Below are 21,310 nucleotides of genomic sequence, written 5' to 3'. Positions count from 1 at the left end.
TCGAAAACTCGTCCTGCCCCTGCGAGTACGGGCTTCTCGGCACGTCGGGCGGGAGCGGCCGGGATGTGACCCCTTGACGGGTGCTCCGGGTCACATCTAGCGTCCTCCGCAACATCTCGTTAAAACGTTTTTCATCTATACGTCACAGACGTCCCCCGCGAGGAGGGCCGCGATGGGTGCACCGGGCCGGTCGGCGCCGCCGACATTGGCACTGGTCAACGTGAGTAAGTCGTTCGGTGCGGTACGCGCCCTGCAGGGCGTCACCCTGGAGCTGCACGCGGGCGAGGTGCACGCGCTGGCGGGAGAGAACGGGGCCGGCAAGTCCACGGTCGTAAAAACGTTCGCAGGCGTGCACCGCCCCGACGCGGGCGAGGTGCGGGTGGACGGCGAGCCGGTGGCCTTCAACAGCCCCGCCGACGCGCAGGCCGCCGGCGTCGCGGTCATCTACCAGGAGCCCACGCTGTTCCCCGACCTGTCGGTCGCCGAGAACATCTTCATGGGCCGCCAGCCGCGCGGCGCGCTCGGCCGCATCGACCGCCGCGCCATGCACGCCGAGACGGCGCGGCTGTTCGAGCGGCTCGGCGTCGCGCTGGACCCGCAGCAGCCCGCCCGCGGCCTGTCGATCGCCGACCAGCAGGTCGTCGAGATCGCCAAGGCCATCTCCCGGGACGCGCGGGTGCTCATCATGGACGAGCCGACCGCGGCGCTCACCGGCCAGGAGGTCGCCCGCCTGTTCGCGGTCACCCGCAGCCTCCAGGAGCACGGCTGCGCGGTGCTGTTCATCTCGCACCGGCTGGAGGAGATCTTCGAGATCTGCCGGCGGGTGACGACGCTGCGCGACGGCGCCTACGTCGGCACCGACATGGTCGCCGACATCACGCCCGACGACCTCGTCCGCCGCATGGTCGGCCGCGACCTCGACGCGCTCTACCCCAAGCAGGACGTGGCGCCCGGCGAGGTCGCGCTGAAGGTGCGCCGGCTGACCCGCGAGGGGGCCTTCACCGACGTCTCCTTCGAGGTCCGCCGCGGCGAGATCGTCGCGCTGGCCGGGCTGGTCGGCGCCGGCCGCAGCGAGGTCGCCCGCGCCGTCTTCGGCGTGGACCGCTGGGACGCCGGGTCCGTCGAGGTCGGCGGCCGCGAACTCCCCCCGGGCAGCCCCACCGCCGCGATGTCGGCCGGGCTGGCGCTCGTCCCCGAGGACCGCCGCCAGCAGGGACTGGTCATGGACATGTCGATCGAGCGGAACATGGGCCTCACCCAGCTGAGGACGCTGCGCCGCGAGACCGGGCGCGGGGGCCTGATCTCCCGGAAGGTGGAGCGCAGCCGCGCCGCCGACTGGGGCCTGCGCCTCCAGCTGAAGTACTCCAAGCTCACCGACGTCGTCGGCGTCCTGTCGGGCGGCAACCAGCAGAAGGTCGTGCTCGCCAAGTGGCTGGCCACCGAGCCCGACGTGCTCATCGTGGACGAGCCCACCCGCGGCATCGACGTCGGCACCAAGGCCGAGGTGCACCGGCTGCTGTCGGAACTCGCCGCGCAGGACCTCGCGGTGCTGATGATCTCCTCCGACCTGCCGGAGGTGCTCGGCATGGCCGACCGCATCCTCGTCATGCACGAGGGCCGGCTGACCGCCGAGATCGCCCGCGCCGACGCGACCGAAGAGAGCGTGATGGCCGCCGCGACCGGCCGCCCCGGCACCGGAAAGGCGGCCTGACCCCATGACCGTCCTCACCCAGTCACCGGCCAGGCCGGAGTCGGGCGGCCCGCCGGGCGGCGGACGGCGCCTCGTCGAGATGGTGCTGCGCGCCCGCGAGCTGAGCATCCTCGGCGCGCTGGTCCTGCTCGTCCTCGGCACGACGATCGCGAACCCGCGGTTCATGTCCGGCCAGGGCCTCAAGGACATCTTCCTCAACGCCTCGATCCTCGTCCTGCTCGCCGTCGGGCAGAGCATGGTCGTCGTCACCCGCAACATCGACCTGTCGGTCGGGTCCGTCGTCGGGCTCGTCGCCTTCACCGCGGGGAAGTACGCCTCCGGCGGGGACCGCAACGTCGTGCTGGTCGTGCTGGTGGGCGTCGGGATCGGCCTGCTGTGCGGCCTGGTGAACGGGCTGCTGGTCAGCTTCTGCCGCGTCCCCGCCCTCGTCGTCACCCTCGGCACCCTGTACGTGATCCAGGGGCTGGACTACCGCATCGCGCACGGCCGGCAGATCGGCGCCGCCGACCTGCCGGCCTCGCTGCTGAGCCTCGGCAACGACGGGATCCTCGGCGTCCCCTACCTGCCGATCATCACCGTGCTCGTGATGCTGGCGGTCGGCTACTACCTGCGCTCCTACTCCTCCGGGCGCGAGTACTACGCGATCGGGTCCAGCCCGGAGGCCGCGATGCTCGCCGGCGTGCCGATCCGCCGCCGCGTCCTCACCGCCTACCTGGTCAGCGGCGCCCTCGCCGGGCTCGCCGGGGTGCTGTGGCTCGCCCGGTTCGGCACCGTCGTCGCCGACGCCGCGAACGGCTGGGAGCTGAAGGTCGTCAGCGCCGTCGTCGTCGGCGGCGTCGCCATCACCGGCGGCGTCGGCACCGTCTACGGGGCGGCGCTCGGCGCGCTGCTGCTCACCACCATCGGCAGCGTGCTGGTGGTGCTCAAGGTCAACTCGTTCTGGCAGGACGCGATCACCGGCGTGCTGCTGCTGCTGGCCATCAGCGTCGACCGGCTGCTGGCGCTGCGCGTCACCCGGGCGCTGAAACAGCGGTCGCTGGCCTCCGCCGCGCACCGCGCCGCCGCCCCGGAGAGCGGCGCCCGCAAGAACAGGGAGGGACGGTCATGAGCCGCCTGATGCGGTGGGAGACCGCCGTCACCGCGCTGCTGGTCCTGGTCTTCGCGGGCGGCGCCGGGTTCTCGCCCGACTTCGCGAACAACGACAACCTGTCGTTCGCGCTGGACGACCTCAGCGAGATCGCGCTGATCGCGCTGCCGATGACGCTGCTGGTCGTGTGCGGGCAGGTGGACCTGTCGGTCGCCTCCATCCTCGGGCTGTGCAGCGCCCTCACCGGCAAGCTGTGGGACGGCGGCATGGCCATCGAGACGATCATCCCGGTGGTGCTGGTCGTCGGCGTCGTCTGCGGGCTGGTGAACGGCCTGCTCGTGACCAGGCTCGGGCTGCCGTCGCTCGCCGTCACCATCGGCACGCTGACCCTCTACCGGGGCCTGGCGTACGTGACGCTCGGCACCGGGGCGATCTCGGAGTTCCCCACCGCCTACACCGACCTCGCGACGTCCTCCATCCCGGGCACGCCGATCCCGTACCCGGTCGCGCTGTTCGTCGTGCTCGCCGCCGTCACCGGCATCGTCCTGCACGCCACCGGCATCGGGCGGTCGCTGTTCGCGATCGGGTCCCAGGAGGACGCGGCGTACTTCGCCGGCATCCGGGTCAAGCGCATCAAGCTGATCCTGTTCGCGGTGTCCGGCCTCGTCGCCGGGTTCGCCGGGATCGTCTACACGCTCCGCTACGGCAGCGCCCGCGCCGACAACGGCATCGGCCTGGAACTCGCCGTCATCGCGGCGGTGCTGCTCGGCGGCATCGACTTCGACGGCGGCAAGGGCACCCTCGGCGGCGTCATCGCGGCCGTGCTGCTCATCGGCCTCCTCCGCAACCTGCTGATGCTCAGGGACGTGTCCACCGAGGTCCAGTCCATCGTCACCGGGCTGCTGCTCATCATCAGCGTCCTCACCCCGCGGCTGATCGCCGTGGTGCGCGAGGCCCGAGAACGGCGGCGGGGCGCGAGACCCGCGGTCCCCGCCGCCGCGCCCTGACCACCACCGCGCCCTGACCACCACCGCACACCCACCCCACCCCGGCCCCCCGCCGCACACCCACCCACCTCAAGCACGACCCCGAACTGTGAAAGGCACCCTGATGACCATTCGTTTGCGCGCCCCGCGCCGGCTGCTGGCCGCCGCCACGGCGAGCGCCCTGGCCCTCAGCCTGGCCGCCTGCGGCGGGACCACCAAGGACTCCGCGTCCGACTCGGGGGACGCCAAGGCCGGGGGCAACGCGTCCGCGAACCCGAACGCGCCGCTGAAGAAGGGCCTGAAGCTGGCCTTCCTCCCCAAGCAGGTCAACAACCCCTACGAGACGATCGTCGACAACGCCGGCATCGCGGCGGCCAAGGAGTTCGGCGGCGAGGCCAAGGAGGTCGGCCCGTCCGACGCGTCCGCGTCCTCGCAGGTCTCCTACATCAACACCCTGGTCCAGCAGCGGCACGACGCGATCCTCATCGCCGCCAACGACGAGAACGCGGTGTGCGGCCCGCTCAAGCAGGCGCGGGCCAAGAAGATCAAGATCGTGGCCTACGACTCCGACACCAACCCCGACTGCCGGGACGTGTTCATCAACCAGGCCAGCTCCGAGGAGATCGGCCGCAGCGAGGTCAAGCTGCTGGCCGAGCAGATCGGTAGCGAGGGCGAGATCGCGATCCTGTCGGCGACCGCGAACGCCACGAACCAGAACACCTGGATCAAGTTCATGCAGGACGAGCTCAAGAAGCCCGAGTACTCGAAGATGAAGCTCGTCAAGGTGGCCTACGGCGACGACGACGACCAGAAGTCGTTCCAGCAGACCCAGGGCCTGCTGCAGGCGTACCCGAACCTGAAGGGCATCATCTCGCCCACCACGGTCGGCATCGCCGCCGCCGCCCGCTACATCTCCGGCTCCAAGTACAAGGGCAAGGTCGCGCTGACCGGCCTCGGCACCCCCGACCAGATGCGCAAGTTCGTCAAGGACGGCACGGTCAAGGGGTTCGAGCTCTGGGACCCGAAGAACCTCGGCTACCTCGCCGCGTACGCGGCGGCGGCCCTGTCGTCCGGCCAGATCACCGGCGCGGAGGGCGAGAAGTTCAAGGCGGGCAAGCTCGGCGAGCGCACGATCGGCGCCAACGGCGAGGTGATCCTCGGCCCGCCGACGGTGTTCGACGCCAAGAACATCGACCAGTACCACTTCTGACCCTGAGCGACGCGAACCGGGGGGCGGGGGGCTTCGCCCCCCACAAGGAGACGCCCCTATGTCCGGACGCACGAAGCGCGTCTGCTTCCTGCTGAAGGTCAGGCAGGACCGCCTGGAGGAGTACAAGCTGCGCCACCAGGCGGTCTGGCCCGACATGCTCAACGCTCTGCGCGACACCGGCTGGCACAACTACTCGCTGTTCCTGCGCGAGGACGGCCTCCTCGTCGGCTACCTGGAGACCGACGACTTCGAGGCGGCCCAGGAGGCGATGGCCCGCACCGAGGTGAACGCGCGGTGGCAGGCGGAGATGGCGCAGTTTTTCGAGGACCTCGACGGCCGCCCCGACGAGGGGATGCGGCCGCTCACCGAGGTCTTCCACCTGGACTAGCCGGTGACCGGATAGGAGAGAGGCAAACCGTGAACGACACCAGCGCGGTGAAGGACGCCCTGCGCCGCCAGCAGATCGAGACTCCCTCGTGGGCGTACGGGAACTCGGGGACCCGGTTCAAGGTCTTCGCCCAGCGGGGCGTGCCGCGCACCCCGCAGGAGAAGATCGACGACGCCGCGCAGGTGCACCGGTTCACCGGCGTCGCGCCCAGCGTGGCGGTCCACATCCCCTGGGACCGGGTGGACGACTACGCCGCGCTGGCCGCCCACGCCAAGGAGCGGGGCGTGCGGATCGGGGCGGTGAACACCAACGTCTTCCAGGACGACGACTACATGCTCGGCAGCGTCACCAACCCCGACCCCGCCGTCCGCCGCAAGGCCCTCGACCACCTGCTCGAGGCGGTCGACATCATGGACGCGACCGGCTCCCGCGACCTGAAGCTGTGGTTCTCCGACGGCACGAACTACCCGGGGCAGGACGACATCCGCACCCGGCAGGACCGGATGGCCGAGGCCCTCGCCGCCGTCTACGAGCGGCTCGGCGACGACCAGCGGTTCCTGCTGGAGTACAAGCTGTTCGAGCCGGCGTTCTACATGACCGACCTGCCGGACTGGGGCGCCTCCTACGCGCACTGCCTGAAGCTCGGCCCGAAGGCGCAGGTCGTGGTCGACACCGGCCACCACGCGCCCGGCACCAACATCGAGTTCATCGTCGCGTTCCTGCTGCGCGAGGGGAAGCTCGGCGGGTTCGACTTCAACTCCCGCTTCTACGCCGACGACGACCTCATGGTGGGCTCGGCCGACCCGTTCCAGCTGTTCCGCATCATGTACGAGGTGGTGCGCGGCGGCGGCTACGACGCGTATCCCGGTGGGGGGACGACCCCCCACGCCCCCCGGCAAGAGAGCGGTGGAGCGGGCGTGGCTTTCATGCTCGACCAGTGCCACAACATCGAGCCGAAGATCCAGGGCCAGATCCGCTCGGTGATGAACGTCCAGGAGGCCACCGCGAAGGCCCTGCTGGTGGACGCCGACGCCCTGCGCTCGGCGCAGGAGTCCGGTGACGTCCTGGAGGCGAACGCCGTGTTCATGGACGCCTACAACACCGACGTCCGGCCGCTGCTCGCCGAACTGCGCGAGGAGATGGGCCTGCACCCGGACCCGGTCGCCGCCTACAAGGCGTCCGGCTACTACGAGCGGATCGTCGAGGAGCGCAAGGACGGCCAGGCGGCCGGCTGGGGGGCCTGAGCATGGCCGCCGCGCCCGCCGCGCCGTCCGGCAGAACCCGCACGGCGCCCCGCCGCCCCGTCGTCATCGCCGCCGTCGCCGGCCTCGTCCTGGCCGCGGCCGTTCCGGCGCACGCGCTGGAGGAGGCTGCCCTGAGCGTCGGCGGCCTGGAGACCGAGCACGCCACGACCCCGAACGCCGTCTCGGCCGCGAAGCCGAGGTTCGGATGGCTGCTGAACGCACGCGAGCGCGGCCAGCGGCAGACCGCCTACCGCGTCTCCGTCGCCACCGCCGACGGGGGCCGCACCGTCTGGGACTCGGGCGCGGTCGACTCGGCCCGCGGCTACGACGTCCGCTACGGGGGCCCGGCGCTCGAGCCCGCCACCCGCTACACCTGGCGGGTCAAGGTCGCCGACGCCCGCGGGCACTGGACGCGCTGGAGCGCGGCCACCTGGTTCGAGACCGCGCTCGGCGCGGACGGCTGGCGCGGCTCGTGGATCGGCGCCCCCGAGAACGCCGCGTCCACCCCGGACCTGCGGGGCACCAGCTGGATCTGGTACCCCGAGGGCGACCCCAAGACGCAGGCGCCGGCGGGCTCGCGCTACCTGCGCGGCGCGTTCGACCTGGCCGCGGTGCCCGCGGGCGCCCGCCTGGTCATGACGGCCGACGACGGCTTCACCGCCTGGGTGAACGGCGCCGAGGTCGGCGGGCGCGACCCCGACCCGGTGGCCGAGAACTGGCGGCGCCCGATCGTCGTCGACGTCACCGCCCACCTGCGGACGGGCCGCAACGTCGTCGCCGTCAAGGCGACCAACGGCAAGGCCAGCCCGGCCGGGCTCCTCGGGCGCCTCGAACTGCCCGGCCAGGACCCGAAGCAGTTCGACACCGGCGCGGCCTGGCGGGCCGCGAACGAGGAGCCCGCCGGGGACTGGAAGGCCGCCGGCTACGACGACGCGGCCTGGCCGCAGGCGAAGGTGCTGGCGCCCTGGGGCGGCGCTCCCTGGGGCGAGGTGAACCCCGAGAAGCCCACCCTCCCCGAGCCGCTCCTGCGCCGCGACTTCGACGTCGCCGGCAAGAAGATCGCCAAGGCGCGGCTGTACGCGGCGGCCGGCGGCTACGTCGAGCTGAGCCTGAACGGCAGGCGCGTCGGCGACGAGGTGCTCCAGCCCGGGTTCGTCCGCTACGACAAGCGCGTCGAGTACGTCACCCGCGACGTGACCCGCATGCTGCGGCACGGCGGCAACGTGATCGGGGCGCGCCTCGGCCGCGGCTTCTACGGGATGACCCAGAAGAACACCTGGAACTGGCATGCCACGCCGTGGACGGGCGAGCCGCGGCTGCTGGCCCAGCTCGTCGTGACCTACGACGACGGCAGCACCCAGACGGTCGCGACCGACGGGCAGTGGCGCTACGCCGAGGGCCCCGTCCGCTACGACTCCCTCTACGGCGGCGAGACCTACGACGCCCGCGAGGAGAAGCCCGGCTGGGACCGTCCCGGCTTCGACGCCTCCTCCTGGCGGCAGGCGGCGGCCGTGCAGGCCCCGACCGCCACCGTGGTGCCCGAGGAGCACGAGCCGATCAAGGTCGCGCGCACCCTGCGGCCCGTCGCGGTCACCAACCCCAAGCCCGGCGTCTACGTGTTCAAAATGCCCCACAACACCGCCGGATGGGCCCGCATCCGGACCAGCGGGCCGAAGGGCGCGACCGTCAGCCTGAAGTACGGCGAGCGGCTCAACTCCGACGGCACCGTCCAGGCCGGCAACGGTCTGGTCACCGGGCGCTTCCAGACCGACGAGTACGTCCTGGCCGGGCGCGGGACGACCGAGACGTGGGAGGCCCGCTACAGCTACAAGGGCTTCCAGTACGTCCAGGTGACCGGCTGGCCGGGGGAGCCGCCCACCGCCGACGACCTCGACGGCCGCGAGGTGCACAGCGCCCTGCGCTCCAACGGCTCGTTCCGCAGCTCCAACGACCTGTTCAACACGGTGGAGACCGCCACCCGGCAGACCGTCGTCAACAACTGGCACGGCATCCCGACCGACACCCCGATGTACGAGAAGAACGGGTGGACCGGCGACGCCCAGCTCATGGCCGAGATGGAGATGGGCCGGTTCGACCTGCGCCGGCTGTTCGCCAAGTGGATGACCGACCACCGCGACAGCCAGGGCTCCGACGGCGTCATCCCGGGGATCGTGCCCGACAACGGCTGGGGCCTCGGCTCCTACGGCCAGGCGCCGCCGTGGCACGCCTCCTTCACCGAGATCCCCTGGCAGATGTACCAGCGGTACGGCGACCGCGACGTCCTCGCCGCGAACTACCCGGCGATGCAGGCCTACCTGGACGGGTGGCTCAAGCGCGCGGACGGCGAGGGGCTCTACCCGAGCAGCCTCAACGACTACCTCGCCCCCGGGTACAACGGCAACACCCCCGAGGACAGGCGCCTGCACGGCACCGCCTACACCTACTCCAACGCGCTGATCATCGCCGGCGCGGCGGAGGTCCTCGGCCGCGGCGACGACGCCGCCCGCTACCGGGCCGCCGCCGCCCGCATCAAGGACGCGTTCAACGAGGCCTTCCTGCGCGGCGACGCCTACGTCACCCGGTCCGACCCCGGCTACCGGCAGACCAACGCGCTGCTCGCCCTGGCCCTCGGCCTGGCGCCGGAGGAGTCGCAGAAGGCCGTCACCGACCGGCTCGTCCGGGACGTGGAGGAGCGCGGCGACCACCTCAACACCGGGGCGCTCGGCACCAAGTACCTGCTGACCGAGCTGACGAAGCGCGGCCACGGCGACCTCGCCTACCGCGTCGCCGACCAGCGCACCTACCCGAGCTGGGGGTACTGGACCGCCAACGGCGCGACCACGCTGTGGGAGCGCTGGGACCTGGACTCGCGGTCCCGCGACCACGTGTTCCTCGGCGGCGCCATCGGCGAGTGGTTCACCGAGGACCTCGCCGGCATCACGCCCGCCGCGCCCGGGTTCGACCGGATCAGGGTCGCGCCGCAGCCGCTCGGCGACCTGGGCTCGGTGGACGCCTCCACGCCCACCCCGCACGGCCCGGTCACCGTCCGCTGGACGAGGTCCGGTGCCGGGTTCGACCTGCGCGTGCGCGTCCCCGTCGGCGCCACCGCCGAGATCGAGCTGCCCGCCGCGGCCGCGGACCGGGTGACCGAGAGCGGGAGGCCGCTGACCGCCGCCGAGGGCGTGCGCGTCCTCGGCACCGGGCAGGGCGCCAACGGCGACGTCGTCCGGGTGGAGGCCGGCTCCGGCACCTACACCTTCCACGCACGCCCATGAAGCCGCGCACGCACATGAAGCCCCGCACGCACACGACGCAGCACACCCACATGAGGAGAATCCGATGACCGCCACTCCACCCGAGGTGGAGCAGCTGCTGGAACGCGCCAACACCCTCGGCTCGGACCCGCGCAACACCAACTACGCCGGCGGCAACGCGTCCGCGAAGGGCACCGTCACCGACCCCGTGACGGCCCGCGACGTCGAGCTGATGTGGGTGAAGGGCTCGGGCGGCGACCTCGGCACCCTCACCGAGAAGGGCCTGGCCGTGCTGCGGCTGGACCGGATGCGCGCCCTCGTGGACGTCTACCCGGGCGTCGAGCGCGAGGACGAGATGGTCGCCGCGTTCGACTACTGCCTGCACGGCAAGGGCGGCGCCGCGCCGTCCATCGACACCGCCATGCACGGGCTGGTGGAGGCCGCGCACGTCGACCACCTCCACCCCGACTCCGGCATCGCGATCGCGACGGCCGCCGACGGCGAGGAGCTGACGCGGCGAATCTTCGGCGACCGGGTCGCGTGGGTGCCGTGGCGGCGCCCCGGCTTCCAGCTCGGCCTGGACATCGCCGAGATCAAGCGCGCCAACCCCGGCGCCATCGGGGTGGTCCTCGGCGGGCACGGCATCACCGCGTGGGGCGAGACGAGCGAGGAGTGCAAGGCCAACTCGCTCGACATCATCCGCACCGCGGAGGCCTACATCGCCGAGCACGGCAAGGCCGACCCGTTCGGCGAGGTCGTCCACCCGGCGCTGCCCGAGGACGAGCGGCACGCGCGCGCCGCCGCGCTCTTCCCGCTGATCCGGGGCCTGGCGTCCACGGACCGCCCGCAGGTGGGGCACTACACCGACAGCGAGCCGGTCCTGGACTTCGTGTCGCGCGCCGAGCACCCCCGGCTCGCCGCGCTCGGCACGTCCTGCCCGGACCACTTCCTGCGCACCAAGGTCGCGCCGATGGTGCTGGACCTGCCGCCGGACGCCCCGCTCGACGAGGCCAAGGCGCGCCTGAAGGAGCTGCACGCCGCCTACCGCGAGGAGTACGCCGCCTACTACGACCGGCACGCCGGCCCGGACTCGCCGCCGATGCGCGGCGCGGACCCGGCGATCGTGCTGGTCCCGGGCGTCGGGATGTTCTCCTTCGGGGCGAACAAGCAGACCGCGCGGGTCGCCGGCGAGTTCTACGTCAACGCGATCAACGTGATGCGCGGCGCGGAGGCGCTGTCGTCGTACGCGCCGATCGACGAGGCGGAGAAGTTCCGCATCGAGTACTGGGAGCTGGAGGAGGCCAAGCTCCGCCGGATGCCGGCGCCGAAGCCGCTCGCCTCCCGGGTCGCGCTCGTCACCGGCGGCGGCTCCGGCATCGGCGCGGCCACCGCCCGCCGCCTCGCCGCCGAGGGCGCCTGCGTCGTCGTCGCCGACCGGGACCTCGCGGCGGCCGAGAAGGTCGCGGCCGAGATCGGCGCCACCGCGCTGCGCGCCGCCGACGCCGCCGTCGCCGCCGGCGCGGACGTGACCTCCGAGGACGAGATCATCGCGGCCGTCCGGGACGCGGTCCTGGCGTTCGGCGGCGTGGACCTCGTCGTCAACAACGCGGGCCTGTCCATCTCCAAGCCGCTCCTGGACACGACCACCGCCGACTGGGACCTCCAGCACGACGTCATGGCGCGCGGCTCGTTCCTGGTCTCCCGCGAGACCGCCCGCGTCATGGTGGAGCAGGGGATGGGCGGCGACATCGTCTACATCTCGTCCAAGAACGGGGTGTTCGCCGGGCCGAACAACATCGCCTACGGCGCGACCAAGGCCGACCAGGCGCACCAGGTGCGGCTGCTGGCCGCCGAGCTCGGCGAGCACGGCATCCGCGTCAACGGGGTCAACCCGGACGGCGTCGTCCGCGGCTCCGGGATCTTCGCCGGCGGGTGGGGCGCGAAGCGCGCCGCCGTGTACGGCGTCGAGGAGGAGCGGCTCGGCGAGTTCTACGCCCAGCGGACGCTGCTCAAGCGCGAGGTGCTGCCCGAGCACGTCGCCGCCGCCGTCTTCGCCCTCACCGGCGGGGACCTGACCCACACCACCGGACTGCACATCCCCGTGGACGCCGGCGTCGCCGCCGCGTTCCTGCGCTGAAGAGGACCGCCCCCGGGCACCACACCCTCACCGCCTGTTAGGAGAGGACAAGCAATGGCAGACACGACAACGCCGCCGGTGAAGGTCGGCCTGGTCGCCGGGGGCCTCGGCGCCTACTGGCCGCAGTTCCCCGACCTGCTGCCGCAGCTCAAGCGGTCCGCCGAGCGCGTCTCGGAGCGGATGCGCGGGCTCGGCGCCGAGGTCGTCGACGTCGGGTTCATCTCCGACGCGCAGGAGGGCGCGGCCGCGGCCGAGCGCCTGCGCGCCGCGGGCTGCGACATCATCGTCGGCTTCCTCACCACCTACATGACCGCGACGATGCTGGTCCCGGTCGCGCAGCGGGCGGACGCGCCCGTCCTGCTGATCAACCTGCAGCCGACCGAGTCGATGGACCACGCGACCTTCGACACCGGGCAGTGGCTCGCCTACTGCGGCGCCTGCCCGCTGCCGGAGATGGCGAACGCGTTCGCGCGCTGCGGCGTCCCGTTCCGGTCGGTGTCGGGGTACCTGGAGGACGAGCGCGCCTGGGCGAAGATCGGCCGCTGGGTGCGGGCCGCCGGGGTCCGCGCGGCGCTGCGGCGGGGCAGGCACGGGCTGATGGGCCACCTGTACCCGGGCATGCTCGACGTCTCCACCGACCTCACGCTCGTCAGCGCCAACTTCGGCGGGCACGTGGAGGTGCTGGAGTTCGACGACCTGCGCGTCCGGGTCGAGAAGGTCACCGAGGCCGAGACGGCCGCCAAGAAGGCCGAGGCCGAGAAGATCTTCGAGCTGGACGCCTCCGTCAACGACGACGACCTGGCCTGGGCGGCCCGCGTCTCGGTCGGCCTGGACCGCCTCGTCGAGGACTTCGAGCTGGACAGCCTCGCCTACTACCACCGGGGCCTGGACGGCGAGATCCACGAGCGGCTCGGCGCCGGGATGATCCTCGGCGCGTCGCTGCTCACCGCGCGGGGGATCCCGGCGGCCGGGGAGTACGAGCTGCGCACCTCCCTGGCGATGCTGATCGCCGACCGGCTCGGCGCCGGCGGCTCGTTCACCGAGCTGCAGGCGCTGGACTTCCACCGCGGCCACGTCGAGATGGGCCACGACGGGCCCGCGCACCTGGCGATCAGCGCACGCCGGCCGCTGCTGCGCGGCCTCGGCGTCTACCACGGCAAGCGCGGCTACGGCGTGTCCGTCGAGTTCGACGTCAAGCACGGCCCGGTCACCGCGTTCGGCGTCATCCAGCGCCGCGACGGCCGGTTCGCGTTCGTCGCGTCCGAGGGCGAGACCGTGGACGGGCCGCTGCTGCAGATCGGCAACACCACCTCGCGAGTCGACTTCGGCTGCGACCCCGGTGAGTGGACCGACGCGTGGTCGGCCACCGGGATCTCCCACCACTGGGCCCTCGGCACCGGCCACCGCGTCGCCGACCTGAAGGCCCTCGCCGACCTCCTGGAGATCGAGCTCGTCCAAGTGAATCCCTGACGGAACGACACCGGCGCGACGCCGTCCCCCCACCCCCTGCGCAGCTCCGAAGGATGTTTCGTCATGCGCAAAATCCCCCCACTCCGCGGTGCCGCGTGCGGCGTCGCCCTGTGCCTGGCGCTCACCGCCGCCACCGCCCTGCCCGCCCGCGCGGACGCCGGCCTGCACGCCACCGGGCTGCGGACCGACGCGCTCGACGAGCCCCTCGGAATCGACGACACGGCGCCCACCCTGAGCTGGCGCCTGGCCGCCCCCGGCCGCGGCTCCGCCCAGACCGCCTACCAGGTCGTCGCGGCGACCTCCCGCGACCGGCTCGGCAGCGCCGACCTGTGGGACTCCGGCAAGGTGTCCTCCGGTGCCGCGAGCGCCGTCTACCGGGGCACGGCGCTCACCTCCCGCCGCCAGGTGTGGTGGCGGGTCCGGGTCTGGGACGGCGCGGGGCGCGCGTCGGACTGGAGCACGCCCGCCCGGTTCGAGACCGGCCTGCTCGGCGAGGACGACTGGTCCGCCAAGTGGATCAGTGACGAGCGCTGGCTGAACCGGGCGCCGACCCCGGCCACCGTCCCGATGCCCGCCGGGACGAAGGCCCGCTATCTGCGGCTGGACGTGACGAAGCTCGGCCTCCCGGTCAAGGAGGGCGGCTCGCTGCTGTCCCGCCTCCAGCTCGCCGAGATCGAGGCGCTCGACCCGTCCGGGGCGAACGTCGCGAAGGGCGCGAAGGTCACCGCGTCGGAGGTGCGCGAGTACCCCGGCAAGTGGATGCCGGAGTTCGTCACCGACGGGTCGCTCACCACGCAGAAGGCGCCGTTCGGCTACACCAGCCCCGCCTACGGCACGCAGGACCCCGGCCACCACATCTGGCTCCAGCTCGACCTCGGCGCCGCCAAGGACCTCGCCTCGGTCAAGCTGTACCCGCGCACGGACCTGATGACGAGCGACGGCAAGACGCCGAACTTCCCCGTCGACTACACCCTGCAGACCTCCGACTCGGCGGACGGCCCGTTCGCGACCGCCAAGACCGTCACCGGCCAGGAGCCGCCGCCCGCCTACCAGACGGACCTGCCCCGGCTGCCCCTGCTCGCCCGGCAGTTCTCGCTGAAGGACGAGGTGCGGTCCGCCCGGCTCTACATCACCGCGCTCGGCATCTACGACGCCACCGTCAACGGCCGCCCGGTCAGCGACGCCGTCCTGGAACCGCCGAACACCGACTACCGCAAGCGCGCCGAGTACGCCGCCTACGACGTCACGAAGCTGCTGCGGCGCGGCGGCAACGCGATCGGCGTGCGGCTCGGCAACGGCACCTACAACGTCACCTCCACCAGCGACCGCTACACCAAGTACGTCGGGGCGCAGGGAGCGCCGAAGCTGCTCGCCCAGCTGGAGGTCACGCTCGCGGACGGGACGACCGCGCGGGTCGCGACCGACTCGTCTTGGCGCACCGACCTCGGCCCGACCACGTTCACGCACTGGTACGGCGGCGAGGACGAGGACGCCCGGCTCGCGCGCGAGGGCTGGGACGGGCCGTCTGCGGACCTGGCGTCCTGGCGCCCCGCCGCCGAGGCCCCCGACCCCGGCATCGCGCTCACCGCGCGCATGTCGCCCGCGATCGTGCCCGTCGGCCGCCGCAGGACGGTGAAGGTCACGCGGCCGGAGAAGGGCACTTATGTCTTCGACCTCGGCGAGAACGTCGCGGGCTGGCCGCAGATCCGGGTCGACGGCCCGCGCGGCACGCGACTGGCGCTCAAGCCGGGGGAGCGGCTCGGCGCGGACGGCCTCGTCGAGCAGGGCACGATGATCGCCGGCGGCGCGCGGCGTCCGCCGATCGAGGACCACTACACCCTCGCCGGCGGCGGCACCGAGACCTGGCACCCCCGGTTCGTCTACCACGGCTTCCGCTACCTCCAGGTCACGGGCCTGCCGTCCGCGCCGGACCCGGACACCGTCTCCGCCGTCGTGCTGCGCGCGGGCAACGCCTCCGCCGGCTCGTTCGAAAGCTCCGACCTGCTGCTGAACGGCATCCACCGGATCATCGACCGGTCGATCCAGGGCAACATGTTCAGCATCCTCACCGACTGCCCCGACCGGGAGAAGCTCGGCTGGCTGGAGGAGACCCAGCTCGTCCAGGGGTCGGTCACCCGCAACTACGACGTCGCGGCCTACTACCCGGCGCTGCTGCGCAACATGGCCGAGGCGCAGACCGCCGACGGGCTCGTCCCCGACATCGCGCCCGAGTACGTCCAGTTCTCCGGCGGCGTCCGCGACGACCCCAACTGGGGCAGCGCCATCATCATGGCGGCCTGGCAGCACTACCGCACCTACGGCGACGCCCGCCCGCTGCGCGACTTCTACCCGAACATGCAGCGCTACCTGGACTACCTGACCTCCAAGGCGAAGGGGAACCTGCTCGACTACGGCCTCGGCGACTGGGCCGCCGTCGACAAGACCACGCCGCGCGGGATCGCCGCGACCTACGGCTACCAGCGCAGCGCCGCCGCGCTCGCCTCCGTCGCCGGGCTGCTCGGCAAGGACGACGACGCCGCCCGCTACCGCAAGCTCGCCGACGACATCGCGGAGGCGTTCAACGCCAAGTACCTGGACGAGGAGCGGCACACCTACGGGTCGGGCAGCCAGGCCGGGGACGCGTTCGCACTCGACCTCGGCATCGTCCCGGAGTCGCAGCGGCAGGCCGTCCTCGACCACCTCGTCGCGTCCGTCAAGGGCAAGGGGTTCCACGTCACCACCGGTGAGATCGCCCTGCCCGCGCTGTTCCGCGTGCTGTCGGCGGCCGGGCGCGACGACGTGATCCTCGCCGTCGCGCAGCAGGTCACCGACCCCAGCTACGGCTACCAGGTCGTGCACGGCGCGACCGCGCTCACCGAGTACTGGGACGGCCCGACCGGCTACGGCTCGCAGAACCACTTCATGCTCGGCGCGATCGACGAGTGGTTCGGCGCCGGGCTCGCCGGGATCGGCCAGGCCGGAGACTCGGTCGCCTTCGGCGAGCTCGTCGTCCGGCCCGCCGTGGTCGGCGACCTGACCCGCGCGGCCTCCACCTACCGCACGCCGCGCGGCACGGTGTCCAGCGAGTGGCGCCGCTCCGGGCACGACCTCCGGCTGGACGTGACCGTCCCGCCCGGCGCCCCCGCGCGCGTCGAGGTGCCGCTGCTCGGCGCGTCCGCCGCGACCGCCCCGGCGGGCGCCCGGTCCCTGGGCGTCCAGGGCGGCCGGGCCGTGTACGAGGTCGGATCGGGCTCCTGGACGTTCAACGTCCGCACCCCCGAGGCCGTGCAGCAGGACCGCACCCAGCTCGCCGTCGAACCGCCGTTCGGCGTCGACATCCCGGTGCTCGACGGGAAGACCACCGACGCCCGGTTCCGCGTCACCAACCTTGAGCGGCACGCCGTCACGGTCCCGGTGAAGGCCGCCGCGTCGGACGGCTTCACCGCCGAGGCCGGCGCCCGGGTCACGATCCCCGCGGGCGGCTCCGCCCACGTCCCGGTCGAGATCGGGCATTCCGGCGGCGCGACGGACGGCACCGTCACCGTCACCGTCGACGACGAGAGCGTGCAGGCCCCGGTCCGCGTCACCGGCAACCTCGTGCGCCTCGCCGAGATGTCGGCGTCCAGCGTGCACAGCGGCTCCTCGCCCGCGTGGACCAACGACGGCGGCACCGACTCCGGCGTCTGGCTGAACGGCGTCGGCGGCTGGAACGACGACACCGCCGGCGACTTCCCCGACACCCTCACCGCCACCTGGGACGAGCCGCAGCGCATCGGCCGCGTGAAGGTCTTCACGCTCGACGACCCCGCGCACCCGGCCGCCAAGTCCGGGATCCGGGACTTCGACGTCCAGGCGCGGGTGGACGGGACGTGGACGACCGTCGCGACCGTCGCCGGCAGCACCGCCGGCACGGTCGAGAAGACCTTCGACCCCGTCCCGGCGTCGGCCCTCCGGCTCCTGGTCCACGACTCCAACGACCACAACTACAGCCGCGTCATCGAGCTGGAGGGCTACGCCTCATGATCCGCTCAAAGACGCGGCTGCTCGCGGTGCCGGCCGCCGCGCTCCTGGCCCTGACCGGGCTCGCGGCCGCCGGGGCGGCCGAGACCGCTCCGCCGTCCGGGCCGGACGTCCCGGCCCTGACCCGCGGGACCTTCGCCGACCCTCCGGCGTCCGTGCGGCCCAAGTACCGCTGGTGGCAGCCGCTGGCCCACACCGACGACGCGGAACTGGCCGCGGAGCTCGAACAGATCAGGAAGGCGGGCGGCGGCGGCGCCGAGGTGGCCCCCTTCAGCGTGGAGGGCGCCGGGAACAACTCCCCGGAGTTCCTGAAGACCTACGGCTGGGGCACGCCGCTGTGGGCGCGGAAGACCCGGACGATGCTGGCCGCCGCCCAGGAGAAGGGCCTCGGCCTGGACTTCACCATCGGGCCGCGCTGGCCCGCGACCGTCCCCACCGTGAACGACGTCAACGATCCGAGCGCGCAGCAGCAGGTCGTCTTCTCCCACGAGTTCCACAAGGGCGGCACCAGCAGGTCCGGTGAGCTGCCGACCAACTTCAACGTCGCGCCGCCCGCGGGGGCGAAGAGGACGCTCATCGCGGCGCTCGTCGCCAAGTGCTCCGACGCGGACTGCGCCTCTTCCGGCGCGCCGCGGATGCTGGACCGCGACGGCGTCACCGACGTCACCTCGAAGGTGGACGCGCAGGGCGGCCTCACGGTCGACTTCCCCGGCGACGGCGAGAGCACCTACGCGCTGATCGCCTTCTACCAGACGCCCAGCGGGCAGTCCCTGTCCGGCTACACCGCGACCGGCGCCAACTACGCCCTCGACCCGTTCAGCCAGGCCGGCGCGAAGGCCACCACGGACTTCTACGACGAGCACATCCTCACCCCCGACGTGCGGAGGCTGCTCGCCCAGATGGGCGAGAGCGACCTGTTCGAGGACTCGCTCGAACTGGGCACCACCCAGAAGTGGACGTCCGAGCTGGTCGGCCAGTGGACGAAGCTGCGCGGCTACTCCCCGGTCGAGGTGCTGCCCGCCCTGGCCGGCGCCGGCGACCAGGGCATCACCGACCGGCCGTTCTTCGACTTCGGCGGCGGCGTCGGCGCCCGGGTCCGCACCGACTACCGGCAGACCCTCAGCGACCTCTACATCCGCAACCGGCTCGACGTGCTGCGCGAGTGGGCCCACAAGCACCGCATCAGCACCCGTATCCAGCCCTACGGCATCCCGGTGGACGTCTCGGAGGCCGCCTCGCACGTCGACGTGCCCGAGGGCGAGTCCCTGGCGTTCGGGCAGTCGGTCGGCGCCTACAGCAACGTGCAGGACTACCGGGTCGTCGCGACGGGCGCGCACGTGTCCGGGCGGCCGGTGGTGTCCGACGAGTGCTGCGCCTTCTCCGGCTCGGTGTGGGGCTCGACGGCCGGCGCCGGGTCGGACGCCTCGAACCTCCAGGCCGTCTACCGGGGCTTCGCCGGCGGCGTGAACCAGGTCGTCTGGCACGGCTTTCCGTACCTGAGCAGGGGCCCCCAGGGCGCCGGGCCGCAGTCGGTCTGGCCCGGCATGACCTACGGCGGCAACACCTCCTACTCGGAGGCGTTCGGCGACAAGGGCGGCCCGAACTGGGCCGACTACCGCGCGGTCAACGACAACCTGGCCCGGATGCAGCTCGTGCTGCGGCAGGGCAAGCCGCGGTTCGACCTGGCCGTGTACTGGCAGGACTTCGGCATGAACGGCACCGGCACCACCGGGAGCGGGTCGAACAAGCTGATCCAGAGCTCCTCGGCGCTGGCGTCGGCCGGATACACCTACGAGTACCTCAGCCCGGCGCTGCTCCGGCGAAAGGACGCCGCCTACTCCCGCGGCGCCCTGTTCGGCGACCGCTCCGCCTACCACGCGGTGCTGCTGAACGACCAGAAGACGATGCCGGTGGACGCCGCGGAGAAGCTGCTGCGCCTGGCGCGGCAGGGGCTGCCCGTCGTCATCGTCGGGGACGTGCCGAGCGCGGTGCCCGGACACGGCGACGCCGCGCGCCAGGACGCGCGGCTGAAGTCGGTGGTCTCCGAACTCCTCCGGCAGCGCGGCGTGGTCCGGGTGGCGAGCGAGGTGGACGCGCCGGACGCGCTGCGGCGCCTGAACGTCGCACCGGCCGCCGTGCCGCACGACGGCTCGGGCGCGATCCTCGACGTGCGCCGCCAGGACGGCCCCACCAACTACTACTACCTGTACAACCAGACGAACACCGCGAACGCGCAGAACATCACCCTGACCGGCGACGGCGTCCCCTACCGGCTGGACACCTGGACCGGCGAGATCACCCCGATCCGCGAGTACACGTCCGGCCGGGGCACCGTCACCGTCCCGGTCCGGCTGGCCGCGAACGACGCCACCGTCATCGCGGTCACGCCGCGGCACGACGGCACCTTCACCGGCCGCCCGAACGGCACCGGCAAGCCGGGTGAGCGGGGCACGGCGGCCGTGCCGCAGCCGGTGAAGCTCGACGAGTGGTCGCTGGCGGTGGACGCCTGGGGCCCCGGGCCCTCCGGCAAGCCCGGCGACACCGCGCACAAGGCGCTCGGCCCGGTCACGGTGAAGGCCGGGGCGGACGGCGCGCTGCCCGCCTGGTCGGCCATCACCCCCGCCAACGGCTACCCCGTGGACCTCGCGGACGTCTCGGGCGTGGGCACCTACACCGCGAACGTCACCCTGGACGGCGGCTGGAAGGGCATCGACAGGGCGCGGCTCGACCTCGGCACACCGGTGGACACCGTCCGTGTGAACGTCAACGGGCACGACCTCCCGCCGCTGGACCAGGCCGACCTGCGGCACGTCGAGGTGGGCCGGTACCTGCGGCCCGGAGCCAACACGATCACCGTGCGGGTCGCCTCCACGCTGCTCAACGCGGTCCGCACCGCCCCGGGCACCGGAGCCTCGTCGCGGGCGCCGATGGACTACGGGCTGTTCGGCCCCGCCGTCCTCACCCCGGCCGGCGGCGACCGGCCGGTGCTGGCCGTCGAAGCGCTCGAACCGGAGCTGCCGCTGGCGGACGGCGGCTACAACCGCGCGACCGTCCTGGTCACCAACGCCTCCGGGCGCGCGGCGAACGTCACGGTCGCCGCGTCCGCCGCCGAGGGGGTCGGCGCCGAGCCGGAGCGGGACCGCGTCACGGTGCCCGCCGGCGGCTCGGTGACGGTGCCCGTCGGGCTGCGCGGCAAGGGCACGGCGTCCGGCACGAGCACCCTGAAGGTGACCGCGCGCAGCGATGCCGGGCCGTCCGCCGCCGCGGAGGTGACCCTGCGGCACTCCGGCGACCTCGCCCTCAACCCGGGCGGCACGCCGTTCCCGCGGGTCGTCGCCGACGCCGGCCAGGACCGGTACCCGGCCAAGCTCGCCGTGGACGGCTCCGCGAGCACGTTCTGGGTGTCGTGGGGACGCGCCGCCGGCCAGGGGCCGACCCCCGCCGACCCGGTGCGCTACGGCGTCGACTTCGGCGCGCCGGTCGAGTTCGGCTCGGTCGTCGTGGGCGGGCGCTCCAACTACGGGCCGCGCGACTACGGCGTCCAGGTCTCCTCGGACGGCCGGACCTGGCGCACCGTTGCCACCGCCGCGGACACCCCGAAGGCGGGCGGGACGACGGCCTTCCCCAAGGTCAGCGCCCGCTACGTACGACTCGACATCACCAGGAGCTGGGACGGCATCGGTGCGAACGTGCAGATGAGCGGGTTCTCCGTAAGGCCGTAGGCCGGAACGGGCCGGGGGCGGACGCCCCCGCGGGCGCGATCCGCCCCCGGCCCGTCCGGCGCATGACGCAAGCCGCAGCAA

Annotated in this window: 11 protein-coding genes; all 11 read left to right on the top strand. The window is 72.8% G+C overall.

Annotated features, from left to right (window positions below):
* Window positions 1-172 precede the first annotated feature (172 nt).
* The 11 genes from AB0C21_RS26765 (at window position 173) to AB0C21_RS26715 (ending at window position 21,229) form a co-directional block, all read left to right on the top strand.
* Complete coding sequence (locus AB0C21_RS26765; RefSeq protein WP_500207807.1) at window positions 173-1,711, top strand: sugar ABC transporter ATP-binding protein; 1,539 nt, start codon at window positions 173-175, stop codon at window positions 1,709-1,711.
* A gap of 4 nt (window positions 1,712-1,715) precedes the next feature.
* Window positions 1,716-2,819, top strand: a complete 1,104-nt coding sequence (locus tag AB0C21_RS26760; RefSeq protein ID WP_500207806.1) for an ABC transporter permease — start codon at window positions 1,716-1,718, stop codon at window positions 2,817-2,819.
* Window positions 2,816-3,805, top strand: coding sequence for an ABC transporter permease (locus AB0C21_RS26755; RefSeq protein ID WP_500207805.1), 990 nt, complete (start codon window positions 2,816-2,818; stop codon window positions 3,803-3,805). The genes AB0C21_RS26760 and AB0C21_RS26755 overlap by 4 nt, the downstream gene beginning before the upstream one ends.
* Before the next feature lie 103 nt (window positions 3,806-3,908).
* Window positions 3,909-4,994, top strand: coding sequence for a rhamnose ABC transporter substrate-binding protein (gene rhaS, locus AB0C21_RS26750; RefSeq protein WP_149263819.1), 1,086 nt, complete (start codon window positions 3,909-3,911; stop codon window positions 4,992-4,994).
* Between the two features lie 58 nt (window positions 4,995-5,052).
* Window positions 5,053-5,382 carry an L-rhamnose mutarotase gene (locus AB0C21_RS26745; RefSeq protein WP_141584541.1) on the top strand — a complete coding sequence of 110 codons (330 nt, stop codon included), beginning with the start codon at window positions 5,053-5,055 and terminating at the stop codon, window positions 5,380-5,382.
* Window positions 5,383-5,411: 29 nt separating this feature from the next.
* Window positions 5,412-6,626, top strand: coding sequence for an L-rhamnose isomerase (gene rhaI / locus AB0C21_RS26740; protein WP_500207802.1), 1,215 nt, complete (start codon window positions 5,412-5,414; stop codon window positions 6,624-6,626).
* 2 nt (window positions 6,627-6,628) lie between these two features.
* Window positions 6,629-9,901, top strand: a complete 3,273-nt coding sequence (locus AB0C21_RS26735; RefSeq protein ID WP_500207801.1) for a family 78 glycoside hydrolase catalytic domain — start codon at window positions 6,629-6,631, stop codon at window positions 9,899-9,901.
* A 64-nt stretch (window positions 9,902-9,965) separates the two neighbouring features.
* A complete protein-coding gene (locus tag AB0C21_RS26730) occupies window positions 9,966-12,017 on the top strand; it encodes a bifunctional aldolase/short-chain dehydrogenase (RefSeq protein WP_500207799.1) in 2,052 nt (683 codons plus the stop codon).
* A gap of 54 nt (window positions 12,018-12,071) precedes the next feature.
* Window positions 12,072-13,487 carry an arabinose isomerase gene (locus AB0C21_RS26725; protein ID WP_500207797.1) on the top strand — a complete coding sequence of 472 codons (1,416 nt, stop codon included), beginning with the start codon at window positions 12,072-12,074 and terminating at the stop codon, window positions 13,485-13,487.
* Between the two features lie 63 nt (window positions 13,488-13,550).
* A complete protein-coding gene (locus AB0C21_RS26720; RefSeq protein WP_500207796.1) occupies window positions 13,551-17,510 on the top strand; it encodes a family 78 glycoside hydrolase catalytic domain in 3,960 nt (1,319 codons plus the stop codon).
* On the top strand, window positions 17,507-21,229 hold the full coding sequence (locus AB0C21_RS26715) for a glycosyl hydrolase (RefSeq protein WP_500207795.1): 3,723 nt from the start codon (window positions 17,507-17,509) through the stop codon (window positions 21,227-21,229). The genes AB0C21_RS26720 and AB0C21_RS26715 overlap by 4 nt, the downstream gene beginning before the upstream one ends.
* Window positions 21,230-21,310 lie beyond the last annotated feature (81 nt).

Source organism: Spirillospora sp. NPDC049024, from assembly GCF_040649235.1.
In the GTDB taxonomy this organism is placed as follows: Bacteria; Actinomycetota; Actinomycetes; order Streptosporangiales; family Streptosporangiaceae; genus Spirillospora.
Note: the sequence above shows the minus strand (reverse complement) of the source record. Positions and strands in the feature narration are given on the sequence as shown.